Here is a 15,050-nt window from a genome sequence, read left to right on the forward strand (position 1 = left end):
TCGCGTCGCCGCGACGTGACAGTCACATCCGCCTGGCAGCATTCATCCGCCCGATACCCGGCGCTTGCGCTTCGACGAAGGCATTGCCGGGTTCGCTCATGATCGCGTGAAGGCGTTCGACCACGGCGATGCGCTCAACCGTCGCCGCGCCATCACACCACGGTCGCCACGCGTTCAATTCCACGCATGGCGCGCCGGCCGCACGCCGTTCAGGTAGTAGTTGCCGACGAGGTGGTATTTCCAGCGCACCGGATCGTGCAGCGTGTGCGTGCGTGCATTGCGCCAATGCCGGTCGAGGTTGTGCTCGGCCAGCGTCGACTGCGTGCCGGCCAGCTCGAACAGCTTCTCGCCCGCGAGCAGCGCGATCTCCGTCGTCAACACCTTCGCCTCGCCCACCGCCACCGACGCGCGCGCCACATCGCCGTCGGTCACGCCGCCGCGCGCCGCGATCTCGTCGAGCGTCCGCGCCGCGCGCTCCAGCAGCGCCTCCGCCGCATGCAGCTGGATGTGCAAGTGGCCGATCTCGCGAATCGTCAGCGGATCGTCGGCCGCCCGCTCGACGCCGCTGTCGACCCACGGACGCGTGCGCGTGCGCACGAACGCCAGCGTATCGTCGAGCGCGGCCTTCGCGATGCCCGCGTCGATCGCGGCCTGGATGATCTGCGACAGCGGGCCGTTCAACGTCGGCAGATCCGACACGCGCTGGGCCGGCAGCACGTGCGACGCAGGCACGCGCACGTGGTCGAGCACGACGGTGCCGCTCGCGGTGGTCCGCTGCCCGAACCCCGACCAGTCGTCGATCACGGTCAGCCCGGGCGTCGGCTGGCGAATGTACGCGAGCCACGCGTGGCGCTCGTCGTCGAGGCCGAGCACCGGCACGTAATGCGCGAACAGCGCCCCGGTCGAATAGAACTTGGTACCGTCGACGACGTAATCGTCGCCGTCCCGCCGCACGCGCGTCTTCAGGTCGAGCACGTGCTTCGTGCCCTTCTCCGAAAAACCGTTGCCGAACCGCTTGCCGCTCAGCACTTCCGAGAAGAAGTGACGCTTCTGCGCGTCGGTGCCGGTCAGCGCGATCACGTCGACCAGCCCGAAATGATTTTGCGGCAACTGCCCGAGCGACGGATCGGCCGCCGCGACGATCTTCACGACCTCCGTCAGCGTCACATGCGACACGCCCGCGCCGCCATAGGCCTTCGGCACCGTGATGGCCCACAGCCCCGATTGCGAGAACCATTCGATCTCGTCGTGCGGCAGCCGGCGCGCCCGGTCGCGCTCGGCCGCCCCTTCCGCGAGCCGCTGCGCAAGCGCATGCGCGGCCGCGATGGCCTGCGCGTCGTCGGCGATCACGCGGGCCGCCTGCGGTTGCGTATCGGCCGGCCGTTCCTGGATCGTGGCGCTCGTCTCTGACATCGGGCTCTCCTGCTGGTTGACGGAAAGATTCAATCTAGCAGCGCCCCGCATGCCGGCAAACCGATCGATTCGCACAACGATATTCCTTCGGATGACAAACGATCCGGCACGCCGCATGCAGGCAACCGCGCGTCAGCGGTGAGATCGACGCTTCAACATCGACACCACGCCGCCCCGCCCGCGTAATGCCCGATGGCGATAACGATGTGCGAATCCGTTATTGGATCGTCCTCAGCACGCTTCCTATACTGGCCTGCCGGCATCGACGGCCCCGCCTTTCAAGGACTCCCGCATGACTTCGTCTCCCGCAGCAACCCGCCTTTCCACCGGCGCCGACTATGACGCGCTTGCCGGCCGCTTCAGGCCGATCTTCGAACGCATCGCGGCCGGCACCGCGGAACGCGAGCGCCGCCGCGAACTCCCGCACGAGGCGATGGGCTGGCTGAAGGCCGCCGGCTTCGGCGCCGTGCGGCTGCCGGTGCACGATGGCGGCGCCGGCGCGTCGCTGCCGCAGCTGTTCCGGCTGCTGATCGAACTCGCCGCAGCCGATTCCAATCTGCCGCAGGCATTGCGCGGGCACTTCGCGTTCGTCGAGGACTGGCTGAACGCGCCGCCCGGCGCCGATCGCCAGACGTGGTTCGACCGCTTCGCGAGCGGCCAGCTCGTCGGCAATGCGTGGACGGAAACCGGCGACGTGGCGCTTGGCCAGACCATCACGAAGGTTTCGGAACGGAATGGCCGGTTCGTGCTGAACGGCCGGAAGTTCTACAGCACCGGCAGCCTGTTCGCCGACTGGATCGACGTGTTCGCGCAACGCGCGGACGACGGCCGTGACGTGATCGTCGCCGTGGCAACCGCACAGCCCGGCGTGATCCGCGAAGACGACTGGGACGGCTTCGGCCAGACGACGACCGGCAGCGGCACCACGCGCTTCGAAGACGCGGCGGTCGACGCACGGGACATCATCGACTTCGCGCGACGCTTCAAGTACCAGACGGCGTTCTACCAGCTCTTCCACGTCGCGACGCTGGCCGGCATCGGCCACGCGATCGTGCGCGACGCGGGCGACCTGGTACGCCGCCGCACCCGCGTCTACAGCCACGGCAACGCCCCGCGCGCGGCCGACGACGCGCAGCTTCAACAGGTCATCGGCGAGATCGCGTCGTGGGCCTATGCGGCCGACGCGCTCGCGCTGCGCGCCGCGCAGCCGCTGCAACAGGCCTACGAGGCGCACTTCGGCGACGACGCAACGGCCGAGCACGATGCGAACGTCGCGGCCGAGATCGAATCCGCGCAAAGCCAGCTCGTCGTGTCGGAACTCGTATTGCGCGCGGCGACGCGCCTGTTCGACGCGCTCGGCGCTTCCGCGACCCGCAGCACGACGGCGCTCGATCGTCACTGGCGCAACGCGCGCACCGTGTCGTCGCACAATCCGCTCGTCTACAAGGCGCGAATCGTCGGCGACTGGGTCATCAACGGGCGCACGCCGCCGTTCGTCTGGCAGATCGGCAACGGCGCAGGTGCTGATGGGGGCGCGAGCACGCAGGCAGCGACAGGAGCCGCCCGATGAGCAAGACCATCCGCTTCAACGCGTTCGAGATGAACTGCGTCGGCCACCAGTCGCCCGGGCTGTGGGCGCACCCGCGCGACCGGTCGTGGCAGTACAAGGATCTCGACTACTGGACCGATCTCGCGCGCGTGCTCGAACGCGGGATCTTCGACGCGATCTTCATCGCGGACGTGATCGGCTATTACGACGTCTACCAGGGCAGCAATTACCACGCGCTGCAGCAGGCCGCGCAGATCCCGGTCAACGATCCGCTGCAGCTCGCCGCGCCGATCGCGATGGCGACCGAGCATCTCGGCATCGGCATCACCGCATCGACGACGTTCGAACACCCGTACACGTTCGCGCGCCGGCTGTCGACCGCCGACCATCACACGAAGGGCCGGCTCGCGTGGAACATCGTGACGTCCTACCTCGAAAGCGGCGCGAAGAACGTCGGCGATCACGGCTTGCGCACGCACGACGACCGCTATGCGGTCGCGGCCGAATACGTCGAGGTGCTGTACAAGCTGTTCGAGGGGAGCTGGGAAGACGGTGCGGTCGTCCGCGATCGCGACGGCCGCGTGTTCACGCATCCGGAGAAAGTGCACGAGATCGGTCACAAGGGCCGTTTCTTCGACGTGCCCGGCTATCACCTGTGCGAACCGTCGCCGCAGCGCACGCCGGTGCTGTTCCAGGCCGGCGCGTCCGGCCCCGGCAAGGCGTTCGCCGCGCAGCACGCGGAATGCGTGTTCGTTGCCGCACCGACCCGCCCGCAACTCGCGCGCTACGTGGCCGACGTGCGCGCGCAGGCCACGGCTGCCGGGCGCGACGCGAGCAAGGTCCTGATCTACAACCTCGTCACCGTGATCGTCGACGAAACCGACGAGAAAGCGCAGGCGAAGTTCGACGAATATCGCCAGTATGTGTCGTACGACGGTTCGCTGGTGTTCATGTCCGGCTGGACCGGCATCGACTTCGGCCAGTACGCCCCGCACGATCCCGTCCGGCGCGTCGAAACGAATGCGATCGTGTCGGCGGTCGAACACCTGGCAGGCGGCGACACCGCATGGACGATCGAGGAACTGGCGGCCTGGGGCGGCATCGGCGGCCTGGGCCCGGTGTTCGTCGGCTCGGCCGCGACCGTCGCGGACATCCTGCAGGAATGGGTCGCCGCTACCGACGTGGACGGCTTCAATCTCGCGTATGCGGTGGCGCACGAAACCTTCGAGGATGTCGTGCGTCATCTCGTCCCCGAGCTGCAGCGGCGCGGCGTGTATCCGACCGGCTATGCGCCCGGCACGCTACGCGAGAAACTGTTCGGCGGATCGGCGCGGCTGCCTGACGAACATCCGGCCGCGCAGTTCCGCGACATCGAGCAGGTCAAGCGCGATGCCGAGCGGGTAGCGGCCTGAGCGTAACGGCAACGCGTCGGCTGGCTGGCCCGCGTGCGGGCCGGCTGGCCTCACGATGAGCAGAAACCGGTGTGTCGGGCCACCACTCGCCCGACACGCCGCCCGATCGCCCCTCTCCCGTCACTCGCCACCCGGTGCGGCCCCTACGTGCACTCTGCTTCCGCGCTCGCGCATCGAGCGGGCGAGCATTGCGGTCGTGGCAACGACGACGCGCGCACCAAGCGCGCCCGCTTTCCCAATGACGAGCGACCGTGACCTTGCTCAAACAACGCCCTCGTCGTCGATATCACGCGCCGTCGGCTCGTAACGCACGATCAGCAGGAACACGATCGGCGTAGCGGCGCTGATCGCGACGACCCAGAACATGTCCGTACCGAGCCGGGCCTGCAGGATCGGCAGCACGAACAGCGCGAGCGCCTGACCGATGCCGCACAGCGAACGCCCGAAGCCGACGCCGGTGCCGCGGATCGCCGCCGGATACGACAGCGTCGGGTAGATCATCATCTGAGCGCCGGGCCCGAACCCTTCGGCGAACAGCCAGGTCCCGAGCATCAACAGCACGAAGCCGATCGCGACCGCGCCATGCGGATGCCCCGCCAGCGCGAGCGCCACGAGCGCGACGCACTGGAGCGCGAATCCCGCGATTGCGACATGACGCGACGCATGGCGATGGGCAAGGCGCATGCCCAGCAAGCCGCCGGTGAACGCAAACAGGACGTTCAGCGCCAGCGACGCCGCGATCGTTTCGAACACACCCGCACCGAGAAACTGCGACAGGATCGACGGCAGGAAGAAGGCAATCGCCGTATATTCGAACGGGATGCACAGATTCATCACGCTGGCGACGATCGTGCGCCCCAGGTACGGGCGCTGGAACAGCACGCGAATTCGCACGGGCGGCGGGCTCGGCGCGCGTCGGGCGTCCTCCGCTTCGTGCGCATGAATCCCGTACGACTCGCGCAGAATCCGCGCGGCATTGGCCAGATCGCCCTGGTTCGCGGCCCACAGCGGCGATTCGTTCATGAAGCGGTTCCTGAACAGAATGATGACGAGCGCGGGCACCGCGCCAAAGATCAGCGACGCGCGCCAGAGCCATCCGGCGTGCTCGGCAGGCAGCAGGAAATACAGTCCGAAGATCAGCAGGAAGCAGACCGAGGAGGCCACGTACCACATCGGGCACCACGCCGCGAGCCGCGACGCCTTGTTGCCGTGACCGTTGAACTTCGAGAACTCCGCGAGAAACGCCATCGCGACCGGCAGATCGATGCCGACACCAAGCCCCATCACGAAGCGCGCGCCGATCAGCACCCAGACGTTCGGCGCCAGCCCGGCCGCGATCGCCGCGACCACGAAAAACAGCATGTCGGCCATGAAAACCTGATAGCGGCCGATCTTGTCGGTCAGCCATCCGCCGATCAGGCTGCCGAAGATCGTGCCGATCATGATCGCCGACCCGACCAGCCCGGTCAGCGCAGGTGTCAGGCCGAACTCGCGCGCCACGTCATCGATCCCATAGGACAGCGTCGTCAGGTCGTACGCATCGAGAAAGACGCCGCCGAGCGCCAGCAACACGATCATCCGGGCATGGCTGACCGGGCTGCCCACCGTGTTGATCAGGCGCGCGACGTCGCTTGCCGAGCGAATGGGTGACGATACCGGCGTGACGGCGTTCAGATCAATCGAACTCATCGCATTCCTTAGTTTTTCGCCGAATGATCGGCGAGGTCCGCATGGAGCCGGAACTCGGGCGTTCAACATGCGCGACCGACAGAGACCCGGTGCTACCGCGATCCTTTCGATACGCGCCGCCATCACGTTCCGGCCGCATGCATTCTGTTCTTCCGATCCGGTTATCCCAAGCGATATAAAGCGATAAATTATTCGGCCCGCGTCATTAAGTTGCTCGCCGTCCGCGCTTAGCAGCAGCGTACATGTTCAATCGCGGATTTCTTCGTTCGCGGATCGCCGACGCTTCGTTACATTAGCCGGTCACCCTGACTGTTCGCGGCACCTTGCCGCTCTTCCGGAGCATCCCCGATGAAGCTGTCCTGGCCCCGCGCGTGGCGCTCCGCGGCCCTCCTCGTTGCCGCGTTCGCCGGCCTCGTCTCGGCGCACGCACGCGCCGCGACACCCGCGGAGATCCGCGTCGACTACGCGTACTACTCACCGGAGAGCCTGGTGATCCGTCACTTCGGCTGGCTCGAAGACGAATTCAAGGCCGACCGCACGTCGATTCGCTGGGTGCTGAGCCTGGGCAGCAATCGTGCCCTCGAATACCTGAACAGCGGCGCGGTCGATTTCGGTTCCGCCGCGGGTCTCGCGTCGGTGCTCGCCCGCGCGAACGGCAACCCGATTCATACGGTCTACGTGTTCTCCCGCCCTGAATGGACCGCACTCGTGGTCCGCAAGGATTCGCCGATCCGCTCGCTCGCGGACCTGAAGGGCAAGAAAATCGCCGCGACACGCGGCACCGATCCGTTCCTGTTCACGCTTCGCGCGCTGCACACGGTCGGCCTGACCCGCGACGACGTCGAGATCGTCAACCTGCAGCATCCCGACGGGCGCACCGCACTCGCGAACGGCCAGGTCGATGCCTGGGCCGGCCTCGATCCGCACATGGCCGCGGCGCAGCTCGATGACGGTGCGCGCCTGCTTTATCGCAACGTTGCATTCAACACCTATGGTTTCCTGAACGTCCGCGACGCGTTCGCCAGCCAGTACCCGCAGGCCGTCACGCGTGTACTGAAGGTCTACGATCGCGCGCGTCAGTGGATCGTCGCGCATCCGGCCGATACCGCGCAGATCGTCGCCGACGCATCGAAGGTATCGCTGCCGGTGGCGACACTGCAGCTGCAGCGCAACGACTTCAGCGATCCCGTTCCCGGCGACACGCAGCGCGCGGCGCTGAAGGCGGCGGCGCCCGTGCTGACAGCCGAACAGCTGACCAGGCCCGGCGTCGACCCCGCGAAGATCGTCGATACGCTGATCGATCCGGCGTTCGCGCGCCCGCTCGTCGGCGCGTCGCGCTGAGCCTGCCGCCCATGACCGACACCGCCGCCCGCGACGACGCGCTCGCCCCCCGTCACACCGCTTCGGCACGCGCCGTCCGGCGCGATCCGCTGCGCGGATGGCGAATCGCGGGCCTCGCGCTGCCGTTCGCGGCGCTCGCATTGCTGGAGGTCGTCGTGCGGCAGGGCTGGCTGCCGAATCATCTCGTCCCGGCGCCGAGCGAGATTCTCGCCACGCTCGCGCGCATGGGCGTCACGCGCGTGGCGCGCCATGTCGGCGCGAGTACGCTGCGGGTTGCGGCGGGATTTGCCGCGGGCGCCGGGCTCGCGCTCGTCGTCGGCGCGGCGATGGGCCTGAGCCGCCGGATCGACGCGCTGTTCGAACCGACGTTCCAGGCGCTGCGCGCGATTCCGTCGCTCGCGTGGGTGCCGGTGTTGCTGCTGTGGCTCGGCATCGATGAAGCACCGAAGATCACGCTGATCGCCATCGGCGCCTTCTTCCCGGTCCACCTCGCGGTGGTCGCCGGCATTCGCGACGTCGATCGCAAGCTCGTCGAGCTCGGTGCGGTGTACCGGCTCGGCCCGCTCGCGCTGTTCCGTCGCATCCTGCTGCCGGCCGCGCTGCCGCAGATCGTCACCGGCTTGCGCACCGGCCTCAGCCTCGCGTGGATGTTCATGGTCGCGGCGGAGCTGATCGCGGCCACGCGTGGCCTCGGCTTCCTGTTGAGCGACGGCCGGGAAACCGGGCGCCCCGATCTCGTGTTCGGTGCGATCCTGCTGCTGGCGTTGCTCGGCAAGCTGACCGACGGCGCGATGGCGCGCATCGAAGCGCACTGGCTCGGCTGGCGCGACGCGTTCGACCACACGCCACGCAAGGTGTCGACATGAGCACGCGTCCTTCCGCGCACACGGCGGCGGGTACCACGACACCGCTGCTCGACCTGCGAATCGCCCGCAAGCGCCATGGCGATCGCACGATCCTCGCCGATGTCGCGCTGCAGGTCGCGCGCGGCGAGATCGTCTGTGTGGTCGGCCCAAGCGGTTGCGGGAAGAGCACGCTGCTGCGGATCGTTGCGGGCCTCGACACCGATTTCCGCGGCAACGTGACGCTGGGCGGCATCGCGCTCGACGGCCCCTCCCCGCGCGTTGGCGTGATCTTCCAGGAGCCGCGGCTGCTGCCGTGGCTATCGATCGCGGACAACGTCGGCTTTGCGGCCGGCCCGCAAGGCGGGCGCGAGCCGTCCGTCGCACGGCTGCTCGACGAAGTCGGCCTGGCCGCGGTCGCCCGGCAACTGCCGGCCACGTTGTCGGGCGGGATGGCCCAGCGCGCGGCAATCGCGCGCGGGCTGTTCGGCGAACCGGACCTGCTGCTACTCGACGAACCGTTCAGCGCGGTCGACGCCATCACCCGGATGCGGTTGCAGACGCTGCTGCTCGATGTCGTCGAGCGGCACCGGATGGCTGCGATCGTCGTCACGCACGATCTGGACGAAGCGCTGTATCTCGGCGATCGCGTGCTGATGCTCGCGCCCAACCCGGGCCGCATCGATGACGAGATCCACGTCGAGGTCGCCCGGCCGCGCGATCGCCGCGACCCGACGCTGGCCGGGCTGCGCGCGCGGCTGCTGGACACATTCCAGCAGCTTCAGGATCGTGCCGACGAGACGAGGCACCGAACGCGTGACCTTCAACCCTCTGAAGCCTGACTTCACGCCGGCTGGCTCACTCGGCATGCGTAAGGCACCGGGACGACGCATCCGTCATGGAATACCGGTGCGACAGGAATCGCAGTCATATCCGCGCGCCGATAGGGTGGCCTACTCGCCCCGCAGCGGCGCGACAGGCTGCAACGCGCCGGTGCACCGCCGCACCTCAACCGTGCGTATGCCGCAACTCGCCGTCGATCGTCTGCGGCAGTCGCAGCAGGTTGAAGATCGGGCACAGGGCCTCGACTGCTTGATGCAGTGCGCGAATCGTCTCCGGCGGTTCGGGCGACACGATATCGAGCGTATAGCGGAGGTTGTGCGGGAACACCGGCACATGCTCGAAACCCGGTTGCTGCGCGAGCGGATGCTGGTCGCCGGTCACTTCGACCTCGATCGAGTCGATTTTCAGGCCGCGCTCCGCGGCCTGAATCAGCGTGATGTGCGTCAGGCAACTGCCCAGCACGCCGAGTTGCAGCTCCGGCGACGCCGGCCCGAGGTTGTAGCCCGCGAAATCGGACGGGCTGTCGCTGATCACCTGGAAATCGCGAATGCGGATTTCCCGCACGCCGCTGCGGCCCAGCGCGCGTACGGTCGCTTTCAGCGGGGTCGCCTTGAGATCCGGATGGCTGCGGGCGGCTTCCTTTTTCGCGAGCCACGCGTCGCGCTTTTGCTGGAGATAGTCGTTCAGTGTCGTCATGTCGGGCCGGTACGGTCGCAATGACTGGCCACGCATGCGGCGGCCAATCAAGAGGGGGTTTCATGCTATGCCCTTTCGCAACAGCCACGAAACGATCATTCCGGCAAAGCAATTCACGGTACGTGATGTCGCATGGCGACACGCGCGCACGCGAACCGTCGGCGGTCCTTCGTCACCGTCGAGTTATCCACATTTTCCGTGCATAACCCTGTGGAGAACGTTCGAGAAATTACGCGGCCGCCTTGGCCGACAAGGATCGCGGCGGCGACGACATCGCCTCGCGGGCCGTGAACGCAGACCGCTTCACATCGGGTTCGGCGCTCGTCCGATTGTCGTGCTTCACCACGCCGGTGCATGAAGCGCGCGTCGACGTCGGCAGTCAGCATGTCCGCACCAGAACCGTGCCGCTTCGACGCCGGCGCACCGCGTCGGCCACACGCGCGGCCCGACGATCGCGCTCCGGTCGCGCGCATCGATGCGTCAGGCGAGCGCTGCGTCACGCACACGGAACTGCGCAACCGCCGCACTCAGCCGCGAGCCTTGTTCGTCGAGCGACAGCGCCGCAGCCGCGGCCTCCTCGACCAGCGCGGCATTGCGCTGCATCGTCTGCTCCATCTGGATGACGGCGGCGTTCACCTGCTCGATGCCCGACGATTGCTCCTCGAACGCGTTGCTGGTTTCGCTCATGATCGTATTGACCCGCTCGACCGCCGCGACGAGCTCGGCCATCGCCGAGCCGGCCTGTGCGACGAGGCCGCTGCCGTCTTCGACACGCTGCGCGGAATGGCCGATCAGTTCGCGGATCTCCTTCGCCGCCGACGCGCAGCGTTGCGCGAGCCCGCGCACCTCGGTCGCGACGACCGCGAAGCCGCGCCCCTGCTCGCCAGCGCGCGCGGCTTCGACGGCGGCATTCAACGCCAGGATGTTGGTCTGGAACGCGATGCTCTCGATCACGCCGACGATTCCGGAGATCCGCGTGGAACCGTGCGAAATCGCCGACATCGTCTCGACGACGCGCTGCATCGCCTCGCCGCCGCGCGACGCGATGCCGGCCGCGCCTTCGACATAGGTGCGGGCATCGCGCGCGTTGTCCGCGTTCTGCCGCACGGCCGCCGTCAGCTGCTCGACGCTCGCCGCCGCCTGTTGCAGCGATACGGCCTGCTGCTCGGTGCGCGCCGACAGGTCGACGTTGCCGCTCGCGATCGTGCGGACGTCGCCGACGATCGTCTCCGTGCTCGCGCGCACCTGGTTCACGGTGTCGACGAGGCCATCCTGCATCCGCTTCAGCGCATGCAGCAGATAGGCCATCTCGTTCTCGCCGGGCACGACCACCGTTCCGGTCAGGTCGCCCTTCGAGATCTTCTCGAACTGGTCGACCGCGAGATTGATCGGCTCGATGATCGCCTTGGCGAGCACGCGCTGTGCAAAAAAGCCGACGACGAGTGCGAAGGCCGCAACGGCCGCCATCCCCCACACGATCCGGTGGAAATGCACCCCGGCCGCCTCATAGCGCGCCTTTTCGCGCGCAACCTGGAACGACTCGAGCGCATCGATCGCCTCCTGGTAGGCGGCGAACAGCTCGGGCGGCGCGGTATGTTGCGTGTCGAGAAAGCCGAAACCGTCGTCGCCGTCGAGTTGCGACAGCGCCTTCAGGAACACGCGGTCGAGCAACGCCTGACGGCGATTCTGCAGCGTGTCGAACAGCGCCTGCTCGTCGGCGTTGCGTGCGTGCAGGCCCGCATAGGCATCCAGTTCGTCGTTGCTCTGCTTGAGGAGCGTGCGGAGTTTCGCGATCTCTTCCTTGCCCGAGCGGCCGGCGCTGATGATCTGCGCAACGTCGCTCATGCGTTCGCGCAGCACGAGCATCCGCTCGGAGCTGGTCTTCAGGTGCAGCAGCGACGCGGTGTCGTCGCGGTACATCGCCTCGAGCGAACCGTTGCCCATATAGAGGGCCGCGATGCACGCGCCGACCACCAGTACGAGCAGCACGGTGTAGCCGATGACGGTCGCGACGAGACCACCACGGATAGTGAGTTGTTTTCGCATGACGTTCCCTTGCGCCGGCCGGGCGCGGCCAGCGGCGGATGTGGATTCCGGATCACGAAAGGCGCGCGCCGCGTCGCAACACGGGGCGCAGGGGCTGCGAACGGGTTAACGGCGGGGGGAACGGGGAGGTTTTATCTGCACGCGACGTGAATCTTGACGATTGCGACAGGTGTCGGTTGCCTGGTGCCCTGTCCCGGAAATAACTTTACATAGCCGAGCCGCTTTCCGGAGAATGGAATCGGCGAAAGCGCTTGGAACGATGGGGCTGCACACCGAACAGCGACAGATACCGGGACACCGAACGCTTCGAAATCCGTGACTTCGCAGCAACAGAACGCACACCCCGGACGCTCCGCCGATAACGACTCCATCAGCACGGTCGCCTTCTTCGATTGCACGGCATCGTCTTGAGCGAAATAGCGGACCAACACGTTCGTATCCAGTCCGATCATCGCGCGGACGCTCCCTGTTCGGCGATGGCCCGATTCATGTCCTCGATTGATACCGGTTTCTCGGGCCTCTTCACGATGCCCTTGAGCGATGCGAGCGCGCGCGTGGCCGAGTAGATTTCGTACCGGCCCGTTGCCTCGTTGAAGCTGAATTCGATCCGGTCTCCGGACTCCAGGCCAAGCTGATTGCGGATGTTCACCGGAATGGTGACCCGCCCCTTTGAAGTGATAGTTGCTGCCGTCATTGCGATACCTCCAATATTCCTTACTTTGAGATAAGGCGAATGGAAGGGCAAGGGCCAGCCGCAGGCGTCCAATCGCCAACGACACCCCTAACGTGGCGCACGTCACCCGCCGAGATCAATCGCGGCGATCACCGACGAACCACCGCCGGAAGTGGCGGCGGCCGGACACGACCGCTGCGTCTGAATACTACTCACTGTTGGATCGTCGTAAGTCGTTGATCTGGTCGGCACTTCCACAACGAACAGGTTGTAGCTCGGCTCCCCGGTGTCAGCGTTAGCCCGCCTCCGAGAGCGTCGACCAACGCAAAATCGTCACCGTTTGCAAAAGAAGCAGATCACTTCGCCGGCGGACACCAATGCCGAAGGGGAAAATATCGTCATGCGTGCCGCGAAATGAAGTCGTCCGGCGCTCGGCGTTGCGAAGACTGACGCAATCTCGCCCAGGGGCAGGCGCATTGAGAGTCACTCACCGTTCACTAGCTTAGCATCCCTCAGCAATCAACCCTTAGGTACGCTACTTGATCTTGACCACGACTTTACCCTTCGCACGTCCTTGGGCCAGGTATTCAAGTGCATCCTTTGCTTGTTCAAACGGAAATACCTTGTCAATCACAGGATGGATACGTTCGGATTCGAGCAGTTTGCCGATCTCGGCAAGTTGAGCGCCGTCGGGGCGTACGAAGAGAAATGAGTAGGTAACATCCCGCTTCCTCGCAAGACGCATGATCTTGCGGCTCATCAGGCCGAATACACACTTCAGGACAAAGTTCAGCCCCCGGGCACGGGCGAACGCTGCGTCCAGCGGCCCGACAAGAGAGACGATCTTCCCTCCTGGCTTCAAGATTCCTACCGATTTTTCAACCGCGTCACCCCTGATCGTGCCAAGCACCACATCGTAGTCGCGCAGCACGTTCTCGAACGCTTGCTTCTTGTAGTCGATTGCTTCGTCCGCGCCCAGGCTTTTCACCAACGGGAGGTTACCCGTACTGGTATTGGTTCCCACCTTGGCGCCGAAATATTTGGCCAGTTGGATCGCCAATGTTCCAATACCGCCGGACCCCGCGGGAATGAACACCTTCTGACCCGGCTGAAGATTGGCCCGCTCCTTCAGTGCTTGCCATGAAGTGAGCCCGACCATTGGAACCGAGGCGGCCTGCACGAAGTCCAGATTGACCGGTTTCCGGGCTGCTGCGCTTTCCGGTACCACGGCAAATTCGGCGATAGATCCTCTTCCAAGGTCGAACAGACTTGCAAAGATGGCGTCGCCTTTCCTGAAGCGAGTGACGCGGCTGCCGACGTCGATCACGATGCCGGCCAGATCGCTACCCATGGTCGCGGGCAACTGGAACTTCAACACGGGTTTGAACATTCCCGTTGGAATCATGTTGTCGATCGGATTCACCCCCGCGGCGTGAACCTCAACCAGCAGTTCGTCGGGCTTGAGCGTGGGACGCGGCACTTCGGCGAACCCGATCTCGGGTGATTTGCCATAGCGTCTGAATGTGAGTGCTTTCATGTTGCGCTTGCTCCGATGCTGCGTCGTATTCGCGAAAAACTTCATACCCTCTGGTCCGCAACGTATTCATTGCGATAGAAATTCCAGTGCCGTGGGTACGAAGTGGGTGTGATGCTGGAAAATTCCACCGTGGCCAGCGTCCTGATAAATGACGAGCTGCGCCCGGGGGATGCGGCGGGCCATATCGTGGCTGAGTGCGGTGGGCACCATGATGTCGTTATCCCCATTGGCGATCAGGACGGGCATGGGCAGACTCGCGAGGTCCTGCGGCGCTTGCCGGCCCCACGCGTTGATCGCCTTGAGTTGATGAAGGAAGGCGCGAGGTGTCGGCCCCTGGTCGCGGCCGGCCTTACGTTCCTTCAACCGTTTCAAGAAGGCGCTTGCCGCCTGCTGGCCGTTGGGTGTGGACGTGAAGAACAAATACGCCTTCGGATCGCGCAGCGTCAGCAGGCCTTTGAGCATGAGCGGCCAGGATACGGCACCCACACGATCGATACCGTGACCGCCGGCAGGGCCCGTGCCAGTGAGGATAAGCTTGCGCACCAGGCTTGGCGCCTTGAACGCTACGTCCTGCGCCACGAAGCCGCCAAGCGAGAAGCCGAGCAGATCGACTTGATCGAAACCCATTGCGCGAATCAGCGCGATGGTGTCGCGCGCCATCTCGTCCACGGTCACGGGTGCGATGCCACCGGATAAGCCAATGCCTCGATAGTCGATCGCGATGACGCGATGTTCCTGAGCCAGGCCATCGACGATGCGCGGGTCGATGTTATCCAGCACGGCGCCCCAGTGGTTCAGCAAAACTAAAGGAATGCCGCCGTGCGGCCCCAGTTCACGGTAGGCGAAGCGGGTTCCAGCCGCGTTGACGAACTTGTTCGGTGCCCGCGCATACGACGTTGTCGATTGGGTGTCCGGGTTGACGCTCTTCATCATTCACTCCCTGGGCGCTGCTTTCATAGGTCAAGCATCATGCTGACGGGAAAAAAAGGTGGGACTTCAATCCGCGCCG

General features: G+C 65.8%; 13 protein-coding genes and 1 pseudogene. 5 read left to right on the top strand and 9 right to left on the bottom strand.

Features of this window, described 5'->3' with window-relative positions; all coding sequences use genetic code 11:
• Window positions 1-22 precede the first annotated feature (22 nt).
• Together LGN17_RS20570 and LGN17_RS20575 are read right to left on the bottom strand one after the other, a co-directional pair.
• On the bottom strand, window positions 23-184 hold the full coding sequence (locus LGN17_RS20570; protein WP_226198400.1) for a hypothetical protein: 162 nt from the start codon (window positions 182-184) through the stop codon (window positions 23-25).
• Window positions 175-1,413 (bottom strand): SfnB family sulfur acquisition oxidoreductase, encoded by a 1,239-nt coding sequence (locus LGN17_RS20575; protein ID WP_226198401.1) that lies wholly within the window; start codon window positions 1,411-1,413, stop codon window positions 175-177. The genes LGN17_RS20570 and LGN17_RS20575 overlap by 10 nt, the downstream gene beginning before the upstream one ends.
• A 292-nt stretch (window positions 1,414-1,705) precedes the next feature.
• Between LGN17_RS20575 and LGN17_RS20580 the strand changes: the two genes are divergently transcribed.
• Both LGN17_RS20580 and LGN17_RS20585 read left to right on the top strand, forming a co-directional pair.
• The gene (locus LGN17_RS20580) at window positions 1,706-2,983 is read left to right on the top strand and encodes an acyl-CoA dehydrogenase family protein (protein ID WP_226198402.1); all 1,278 of its coding nucleotides are present in this window, start codon (window positions 1,706-1,708) and stop codon (window positions 2,981-2,983) included.
• Entirely contained in the window at window positions 2,980-4,374 is a 1,395-nt protein-coding gene (locus LGN17_RS20585; protein WP_226198403.1) for an LLM class flavin-dependent oxidoreductase, read from the top strand. The genes LGN17_RS20580 and LGN17_RS20585 overlap by 4 nt, the downstream gene beginning before the upstream one ends.
• A gap of 261 nt (window positions 4,375-4,635) precedes the next feature.
• Here the strand turns inward: LGN17_RS20585 and LGN17_RS20590 are convergent, their stop codons facing one another.
• Window positions 4,636-6,063, bottom strand: a complete 1,428-nt coding sequence (locus LGN17_RS20590) for an MFS transporter (protein WP_226198404.1) — start codon at window positions 6,061-6,063, stop codon at window positions 4,636-4,638.
• Window positions 6,064-6,411: 348 nt separating this feature from the next.
• On the opposite strand from LGN17_RS20590, the gene LGN17_RS20595 reads away from it, so the two are divergent.
• The 3 genes from LGN17_RS20595 to LGN17_RS20605 are packed head-to-tail and all read left to right on the top strand — an operon-like array spanning window position 6,412 to window position 9,088.
• Window positions 6,412-7,404: an aliphatic sulfonate ABC transporter substrate-binding protein gene (locus tag LGN17_RS20595; RefSeq protein WP_226198405.1), complete on the top strand. Its 993-nt coding sequence runs from the start codon at window positions 6,412-6,414 to the stop codon at window positions 7,402-7,404.
• A gap of 11 nt (window positions 7,405-7,415) precedes the next feature.
• On the top strand, window positions 7,416-8,270 hold the full coding sequence (locus LGN17_RS20600; protein ID WP_226198406.1) for an ABC transporter permease: 855 nt from the start codon (window positions 7,416-7,418) through the stop codon (window positions 8,268-8,270).
• The gene (locus LGN17_RS20605; RefSeq protein WP_226198407.1) at window positions 8,267-9,088 is read left to right on the top strand and encodes an ABC transporter ATP-binding protein; all 822 of its coding nucleotides are present in this window, start codon (window positions 8,267-8,269) and stop codon (window positions 9,086-9,088) included. Before LGN17_RS20600 ends, LGN17_RS20605 begins: the two co-directional genes overlap by 4 nt.
• Before the next feature lie 166 nt (window positions 9,089-9,254).
• Here LGN17_RS20605 and LGN17_RS20610 read toward each other — a convergent pair whose 3' ends face one another.
• The 6 genes and pseudogenes from LGN17_RS20610 to LGN17_RS20635 all read right to left on the bottom strand — a co-directional run bounded on the left by LGN17_RS20610 (window position 9,255) and on the right by LGN17_RS20635 (window position 14,971).
• A complete protein-coding gene (locus LGN17_RS20610; protein ID WP_226198408.1) occupies window positions 9,255-9,785 on the bottom strand; it encodes an OsmC family protein in 531 nt (176 codons plus the stop codon).
• A 480-nt stretch (window positions 9,786-10,265) separates the two neighbouring features.
• Window positions 10,266-11,831: a methyl-accepting chemotaxis protein gene (locus tag LGN17_RS20615; RefSeq protein ID WP_226198409.1), complete on the bottom strand. Its 1,566-nt coding sequence runs from the start codon at window positions 11,829-11,831 to the stop codon at window positions 10,266-10,268.
• 341 nt (window positions 11,832-12,172) lie between these two features.
• Window positions 12,173-12,283, bottom strand: a pseudogene (locus LGN17_RS20620) (VapC toxin family PIN domain ribonuclease); the annotation flags it as partial.
• Window positions 12,280-12,525 (bottom strand): AbrB/MazE/SpoVT family DNA-binding domain-containing protein, encoded by a 246-nt coding sequence (locus LGN17_RS20625; protein ID WP_226198410.1) that lies wholly within the window; start codon window positions 12,523-12,525, stop codon window positions 12,280-12,282. The pseudogene LGN17_RS20620 and the gene LGN17_RS20625, both read right to left, overlap by 4 nt.
• 514 nt (window positions 12,526-13,039) lie before the next feature.
• Window positions 13,040-14,041: an NADP-dependent oxidoreductase gene (locus tag LGN17_RS20630; RefSeq protein ID WP_226198411.1), complete on the bottom strand. Its 1,002-nt coding sequence runs from the start codon at window positions 14,039-14,041 to the stop codon at window positions 13,040-13,042.
• A gap of 66 nt (window positions 14,042-14,107) precedes the next feature.
• Window positions 14,108-14,971 (bottom strand): alpha/beta fold hydrolase, encoded by an 864-nt coding sequence (locus LGN17_RS20635; RefSeq protein WP_226198412.1) that lies wholly within the window; start codon window positions 14,969-14,971, stop codon window positions 14,108-14,110.
• Window positions 14,972-15,050 lie beyond the last annotated feature (79 nt).

The sequence above is a fragment of the Burkholderia sp. AU30280 genome, assembly GCF_020420125.1.
GTDB lineage: Bacteria > Pseudomonadota > Gammaproteobacteria > Burkholderiales > Burkholderiaceae > Burkholderia.